The sequence below is a fragment of the Micromonospora sp. KC723 genome (genome assembly GCF_004348595.1).
Taxonomy (GTDB): Bacteria; Actinomycetota; Actinomycetes; order Mycobacteriales; family Micromonosporaceae; genus Micromonospora.
The window spans coordinates 1-5,416 of sequence record NZ_SMKD01000225.1 but is presented as its reverse complement, the minus strand read 5'-3'; the positions used below and the strand labels follow the sequence as shown (position 1 = coordinate 5,416).

The following is a 5,416-nucleotide window of genomic DNA, read 5'->3' as shown; positions in this document are numbered from 1 at the left end:
GATCTACACCTATTAAGTCGTCGGCAGCGTCAGTGTGTATAAGAGACAGGACGGGTACGAGTTCGACACCGGCCCGACCGTGCTCACCATGCCCGACCTGATCGCCGAGGCCCTGGGCGCGGTCGGCGAGGAGTTGGACGACTGGCTGGATCTCATCCCGCTCGACCCGGCGTACCGGGCGCACTACCCGGATGGCTCGACGCTGGACGTCATCACCGACACCACCCGGATGGCGGCCGAGATCTCCCGGGTCTGCGGCCCCCGGGAGGCCGACGGCTACCTGCGGTTCGTCGACTACGCACGCAAGCTGTGGCGCTGGGAGCGGGCCGACTTCATCGAGCGCAACCTGGACGCGCCGACCGACCTGCTCACCGCCAACCTGCTGAGGCTGTTGACCAACGGCGCGTTCCGCCGGCTCCAGACGAAGATCAACCAGTTCTTCGCCGACCCGCGCACCCAACGGATCTTCTCCTTCCAGGCCATGTACGCCGGCCTCGCACCGCACGACGCGCTGGCCATCTACAGCGTCATCGCGTACCTCGACTCGGTGGCCGGGGTGTACTTCCCGAGCGGCGGCATCCACGCGGTCTCCCGGGGCATGGCCGGCGCCGCCGAGAAGCACGGCGTCCAGTTCCGGTACGCCACCACGGTGGCCAGGGTGGAGACCGCCAACGGCCGGGCCACCGGCGTGGTGACCACCGACGGCGAACTGATCCCGGCCGACGTGGTGGTGCTCAACCCGGACCTACCGGTCGCCTACCGCGACCTGCTGCCCGAGGGCCGGCAGCGCCGGCTGACCTACTCGCCGTCCTGCGTGGTCCTGCACGTCGGGTCGACGCGGGGGTATGGCAGGATCGCCCACCACAACCTCCACTTCGGACGTTCCTGGAAGGGCACCTTCGACGAGGTGATCCGGCGCGGCGAGCTGATGAGCGACCCGTCGCTGCTGGTCACCAACCCCAGCCGGACCGATCCGGCGGTCGCCCCGGCGGGCCGGCACACCTACTACGTGCTCGCACCGGTGCCCAACCTGGAACGCGCCCCGTTCGACTGGCGCGGCGGGCTGGGCCGCCACTACGCCGACCAACTCGTCGCGACGCTGGAGGAGCGCGGGTACGTCGGCTTCGCCGACGGTGTCGAGGTGCTCCGTACGATCACCCCCGCCCAGTGGGAGGAGCAGGGCATGGCCGCCGGCACGCCGTTCGCCGCCGCGCACACCTTCTGGCAGACCGGCCCCTTCCGCCCCTCGAACCTGCACCGGAGCCTGCCCAACGTCGTCTTCACCGGATCCGGCACCCAGCCGGGGGTGGGCGTGCCGATGGTGCTCATCTCCGGCAAGCTCGCCGCCACCCGGATCACCGGGGCCGTACCGCCCACGGTCGCCTACGGCCGGCGAGCCCGGTGAGGGGGCGGCGTCGGTGAAGTCCAGGGAAGGGCACCTGGTCGAACTGGTCGACGACAGCGGTCACGCCGTGGGCGAGGCCACGGTGGCCGCGGCGCACCAGGCGCCGGGCCGCCTGCACCGCGCCTTCTCGGTGCTGCTGGTCGATCCGGAGGGCCGGGTGCTGCTCCAGCGGCGGGCCGAGGTGAAGACCCGCTTCCCGAGGCGTTGGGCCAACTCCTGCTGCGGGCACCCGGGGCCGGGCGAAGTGCTGGCCGAGGCCGCCAACCGGCGGCTGGGCGAGGAACTCGGCACCGGTCCGGTGGCGCTGACCGAGGTGGGGGTCCACCTCTACCACGCCGAGGATCCGGCCACCGGCCGGATCGAGTTCGAGTACGACCACGTGCTGCGCGCCGACGTGCCGGCCGACGTGACCCTGCTGCCGGATCCGACCGAGGTCTCCGCGCTGCGCTGGGTGGATCCGGTACGGTTGCTGGCCGAGATCGACGCCGACCCGGGCGCGTACGCGCCCTGGCTGGGCGGGGTGGTGGGCCGGCTGCTGCGGGCCGGCGACCCCGCCGGGCCCACCCTCCCGTCCGGCGCGCCGGCGGACGACGTTCCGGAGCGGCCGGGTGGCCGGTGAGGCGCTGAGCGCGGGCACGGTGGCACGCCGGCTGGGCGTGGCCGTCACCACGTTGCGCACCTGGCACCAGCGCTACGGTCTCGGCCCCAGTCAGCACGTTCCGGGTCACCACCGGCGCTACACGTCGGCCGACCTCGCGCGCCTGGAGATCATGCGGAGGCTCACCGCCGAGGGGGTGGCCCCGGCCGAGGCGGCCCGCTGGGCGAACCAGGGCCCGGCGGTCGACTTCGGCGGGGAACCGCGGCTGCGCGCGGCCCGCGACGGCGGCGGGCAGACCATCGGGGTCGGCCGGGCCGGGCCGGCGGCCCGTGGCCTCGCCCGGGCCGCCGTGCGGCTGGACTCCGTGGCCATCAGCGAGGCGATCGAGCAGGCTCTGGAGCGGGACGGCGTAATCGCCACCTGGGACGGTCTGCTCCGGCCGGTACTGGCCGGCATCGGCGAGCGGCACGCCGCCACCGCCGGGCTGATCGAGGTGGAGCACCTGATGTCGCGGTGTGTCTCGGAGGCGTTCGCGGCGGTGGCCCGCGCCGGCAAGGCCACCGGCCCGCCCCGGATCCTGCTCTCCTGCGCCGACGAGGAGCAGCACACCCTGCCACTGGAGGCGCTGGCCGCCGCGCTGGCCGAGGCCGGGGTGGCGTACCGGGCGCTGGGGGCGCGGGTGCCGGTGGCGGCGCTGGTCGAGGCGGTCAACCGGACCGGGCCTGCGGCGGCGGTGATCTGGTCGCACACCGCGGCCACCGCCGATCCAGGGCAGCTCTCCACGCTGCTCGCGGCGCCCCGCCGGCCGCTGCTGGTGCTGGCCGCCGGGCCGGGCTGGCGGGCGGAGACCCTGCCCGTCGGGGTGGTCCGACCGGTCGGTCTGACCGAGGCGGTCTCCCTGGCGCTGGCCGTACGCGATTCGTGGGGGCACTTTAGCGGAGAGTGACGGTCCTGCCGGTTTCGCGGATCGTCCACTACCGTCGGGGCCGTCCTCGTACCCGAACCCCTCGGAGTGACGATGCGTGAACGTAGCGTGCTGGTTGCCACCCTCTGCCTGGTCCTGTTCGTCGTCGGCTGCGGCGACCGGCAACCGGCCGAGCGGGGACTCGGGGCACCGACCCCGTCCGCCCCGGCACCGCCGTCCGCGCAGCCGAACCCGACCCCATCGCCGACCCGCACCAGCAGACCCCGGCCGCACTTGCGGCCGGCACCGACCGCACTCCCCGCCGGCCTGGAACGCGCCACGGGCGTACGGACGGTCGCCCTGACGTTCGACGACGGCCCGGACCCGACCTGGACGCCGAAGGTACTCAACCAGCTTCGGGCCGGCCGGGTGAAGGCCACGTTCTGCCTCGTCGGCACGGAGGTGCGTAAGCATCCGGAGTTGGTGCGGCGGATCGTCCGGGAGGGACACCAGCTCTGCAACCACAGCTGGCGGCACGACTTCGATCTGGGCCGCCGGCCGGTGGCCGAGATCCGGGCCGACCTGACCCGCACCAACCAGGCGATCCGAGCGGCGGTCCCGGACGCCAGGGTGCCCTTCTACCGCCAGCCGGGCGGCCGGTGGACCCCGGAGGTGGTGGCGGTGGCGAAGCAACTCGGCATGCGGTCGCTGCACTGGAGCGTCGACCCGCAGGACTGGGCGAAGCCCACCGCCCCTGTGCTGCGGAAGCGGGTGATGAGCGGGGTACGCCCCGGCGGGATCGTGCTGATGCACGACGGCGGGGGTGACCGGAGCCGCACCCTGGCCGCCTGCCCCCACGTGATCGCCGACCTGAACCGGCGCTTCGGCATCGCCCCACCCCGGTGACAACCACCCTGAACTGCGGTTTGGTCGGCGATTGCGCCCGTAGCCATACCGGTTTGGCCGACCGACAGGGCATGGCATATGCTTCTCATGCCTCCGGCGGGGCCGGATGGGAGCAAGTCCGCTTGACGTTGCGAGTGTGCAATGATGGCGGGGCCGCCCTCATCGTCTAGCGGCCCAGGACGCCGCCCTTTCAAGGCGGTAGCACGGGTTCGAATCCCGTTGGGGGCACGGTCCGGCTTCAGCCGGAGGCAACACCAGCTAGGTCCTGTGGAGCAGTTGGAGTGCTCGCCGCCCTGTCAAGGCGGAGGTCGCGGGTTCAAGTCCCGTCAGGACCGCCAGCGCAGACGCCGCGTGAACCATTGCGCGGCGTTCCGCGTATCGGAGCAGCTACCTTGTCGGCGGAGACCCCGCCTTCGGGTAGCATGGTCCGAGCACCACGGCCAGGTAGCTCAGTTGGTACGAGCGTCCGACTGAAAATCGGAAGGTCGGCGGTTCGACCCCGCCCCTGGCCACATAGCCTTTCGCCGGGCTACAGCAGCGCCGACCAGCGGAAACGCCGGTCGGCGCTTCGCTTTGTGGCCTGAAGGCCCGGCTGTCCGGTCTGCCCCTCGTTGGAGTCCCACGACGCCCGCCCCCGGAGTCGGCGAAGCGGCCGGCAGGGGTCCTTGTCTCAGGGCGTGGGGCGGGGTGGCATCGGCTCGCCAGCGTCCTGGTGGCGGTCGCCCTCTTCGTCGGGCTCGCGGTGGCCACGCGCGCCGCCGGGTTCGGCGACGACCTGCTCCGGACGCCCGGTGACCTCACCGGCCTCCTGGACCTGGCGGTTCCGCTCGCTCCGCTCGCGGCGCTGCTGTTGTTGGCGCGTACCACCTGGTGCGGCAGCCGCACTGAGCCGGCGGGACGGCGGTCCGGCCGCCTCTCGCCACCCGGATCCGGAAGGACGTCGACGCTTCCCGTCCACTGTCCGGAAACGGGCACGACGCGAAGCTGCACACCGAGGCATCAGCCGGTATGGTCCGGGCCTATGGGACAGGAGATGGCCGATGTCCGGCAGGACGTCGAGCGGTACGCGCTCCGCAGCACGCTCCTTGCCCCAGCCACCGCGGAACAGGCGTTCGCGGTGTTCACCGGGGCGCTGACCGACTGGTGGGTACGCGAGTACACCTGGTCGGGCCCGGAGGCGCTGGCCGAACTCGGCATGGAGCCACGGGCGGGTGGCATGCTCTACGAGATCGGCCCGTACGGTTTCCGCAGCGACTGGGGCCGGGTGCTCACCTGGGATCCGCCGAAGCGCCTGGTCTTCACCTGGCAGATCGGTCCGGACCGGACACCGGTGCCGGATCCGGCGCAGGCCAGCGAGGTCGAGGTGCTCTTCCTGCCGGACAGTTCGGGCGGGACCAGGATCGAGGTCGAGCACCGGCACTTCGAGCGGCACGGCGAGGCGGCCGAAGGGTACCGGCAGGCGCTCACCGCCGGCTGGCACGAGCTGCTGAGCCGCTACCTGCACACACTCACCCGGTACACGACGCCCGGCTGACCGCCCCGCCACCCGCACCACCCCGACCGCCAACGAGGGCGGGCTAGCGGGGAAGGCGGTGGGTCGGGG

Annotated in this window: 4 protein-coding genes, 3 tRNA genes and 1 pseudogene; all 8 read left to right on the top strand. The window is 72.7% G+C overall.

Going from position 1 to position 5,416, the window contains the following annotated elements; translation table 11 throughout:
• Positions 1 to 49: 49 nt before the first annotated feature.
• Positions 50 to 1,405 (top strand): annotated as a pseudogene (gene crtI / locus E1165_RS27715) (phytoene desaturase family protein); the annotation flags it as partial.
• Between the two features lie 13 nt (positions 1,406 to 1,418).
• Complete coding sequence (gene idi, locus E1165_RS27710; RefSeq protein WP_132394650.1) at positions 1,419 to 2,024, top strand: isopentenyl-diphosphate Delta-isomerase; 606 nt, start codon at positions 1,419 to 1,421, stop codon at positions 2,022 to 2,024.
• Positions 2,014 to 2,949 (top strand): MerR family transcriptional regulator, encoded by a 936-nt coding sequence (locus E1165_RS27705; protein WP_132394649.1) that lies wholly within the window; start codon positions 2,014 to 2,016, stop codon positions 2,947 to 2,949. The genes idi and E1165_RS27705 overlap by 11 nt, the downstream gene beginning before the upstream one ends.
• 72 nt (positions 2,950 to 3,021) lie before the next feature.
• Positions 3,022 to 3,813 (top strand): polysaccharide deacetylase family protein, encoded by a 792-nt coding sequence (locus E1165_RS27700; protein ID WP_132394648.1) that lies wholly within the window; start codon positions 3,022 to 3,024, stop codon positions 3,811 to 3,813.
• A gap of 155 nt (positions 3,814 to 3,968) precedes the next feature.
• Positions 3,969 to 4,041, top strand: a tRNA-Glu gene (locus E1165_RS27695).
• A gap of 33 nt (positions 4,042 to 4,074) precedes the next feature.
• Positions 4,075 to 4,151 (top strand) — tRNA-Asp (locus E1165_RS27690).
• A gap of 100 nt (positions 4,152 to 4,251) precedes the next feature.
• Positions 4,252 to 4,325 (top strand) — tRNA-Phe (locus E1165_RS27685).
• Positions 4,326 to 4,834: 509 nt separating this feature from the next.
• Positions 4,835 to 5,347 (top strand): SRPBCC family protein, encoded by a 513-nt coding sequence (locus E1165_RS27680; protein ID WP_132394647.1) that lies wholly within the window; start codon positions 4,835 to 4,837, stop codon positions 5,345 to 5,347.
• Positions 5,348 to 5,416: the final 69 nt, after the last annotated feature.

Bases quoted from the DNA above. Each gene is read 5' to 3' on its own strand.
- E1165_RS27700 (WP_132394648.1), top strand. From the start codon at position 3,022: ATGCGTGAACGTAGCGTGCTGGTTGCCACCCTCTGCCTGGTCCTGTTC.
- E1165_RS27680 (WP_132394647.1), top strand. From the start codon at position 4,835: ATGGGACAGGAGATGGCCGATGTCCGGCAGGACGTCGAGCGGTACGCG.